Genomic DNA, 969 nt, shown 5'->3' on the forward strand with positions numbered 1-969 from the left:
GCCGTCGCGACGGCGCTGGAGGCCGGCTACCGCAGCATCGACACCGCGGCGGCGTACGGCAACGAGGAGGGTACCGGCAGGGCCATCGCGCGGTCGGGCGTCCCCCGCGAGGACCTCTTCGTCACCACCAAGCTCTGGAACAGCGACCAGGGGTACGAGGCGACGCTGCGCGCCTTCGACGCCTCCGTGTCGAAGCTCGGCCTGGACTACGTGGACCTGTACCTCATCCACTGGCCGACGCCGGAGCGCGGCCTGTACGTCGACACGTACAAGGCGTTCGAGAAGCTGCACGCCGACGGCCGGATCCGCGCCATCGGCGTGTCCAACTTCCTGCCCGAGCACCTGGAGCACCTGATCGCCGAGACGTCCGTGATCCCGGCCGTCAACCAGATCGAGCTGCACCCGCACCTGCAGCAGCACACCGCGCGTGAGTACCACGCGGAGCAGGGCATCACCACCGAGGCCTGGTCGCCGCTCGGCTCCGGCAAGGGCATCCTCGAGATCCCGGCGATCGTGGCGATCGCCCAGAAGCACGGCCGCACCCCGGCCCAGGTCGTCCTGCGCTGGCACATCCAGTTGGGCAACGTCGTCATCCCGAAGTCGGTGACGCCGTCCCGGATCGAGGAGAACATCGACGTCTTCGGGTTCAGCCTGGACGCCGAGGACCTCGCCGCGATCAGCGCGCTGAACGAGGACCGGCGGCTGGGCCTGGACCCGGCGGAGTTCAACGGGGCCTGACGTCCCGCGTGCGACGGCCTCCCCACGCCCTTCGGCAGAGTGCGGGGGGCCGTCGCACGGGAGGGTCCTCGAAGCCGAGCGGCGCCGTCATACGGGCCGCACGGCCGCGTGGACCGTGTGGGCCGCCAGGACGAAGACGTCCGGGCGGTGGTGCAGGCTCGCCCGGTCGGCGGGGTCGAGGAGCCGGTCGAGGGTGGCGCGGTCCTCGGCGTCCAGGTCCTCGGCGAGGAC

The 969-nt window shown here is 71.5% G+C and carries 1 protein-coding gene and 1 pseudogene; one reads left to right on the forward strand and one right to left on the reverse strand.

Annotated features, from left to right (window positions below):
- A partial coding sequence (locus B7L92_RS38110; RefSeq protein WP_081241637.1) for an aldo/keto reductase occupies positions 1-738 on the forward strand: 738 nt, incomplete at its 5' end.
- An 87-nt stretch (positions 739-825) separates the two neighbouring features.
- On the opposite strand, the pseudogene B7L92_RS43355 reads toward B7L92_RS38110, so the two are convergent.
- Positions 826-969 (reverse strand): annotated as a pseudogene (locus tag B7L92_RS43355) (SAM-dependent methyltransferase); the annotation flags it as partial.

The sequence above is a fragment of the Streptomyces viridosporus genome (assembly GCF_002078235.1).
In the GTDB taxonomy this organism is placed as follows: domain Bacteria; phylum Actinomycetota; class Actinomycetes; order Streptomycetales; family Streptomycetaceae; genus Streptomyces; species Streptomyces viridosporus.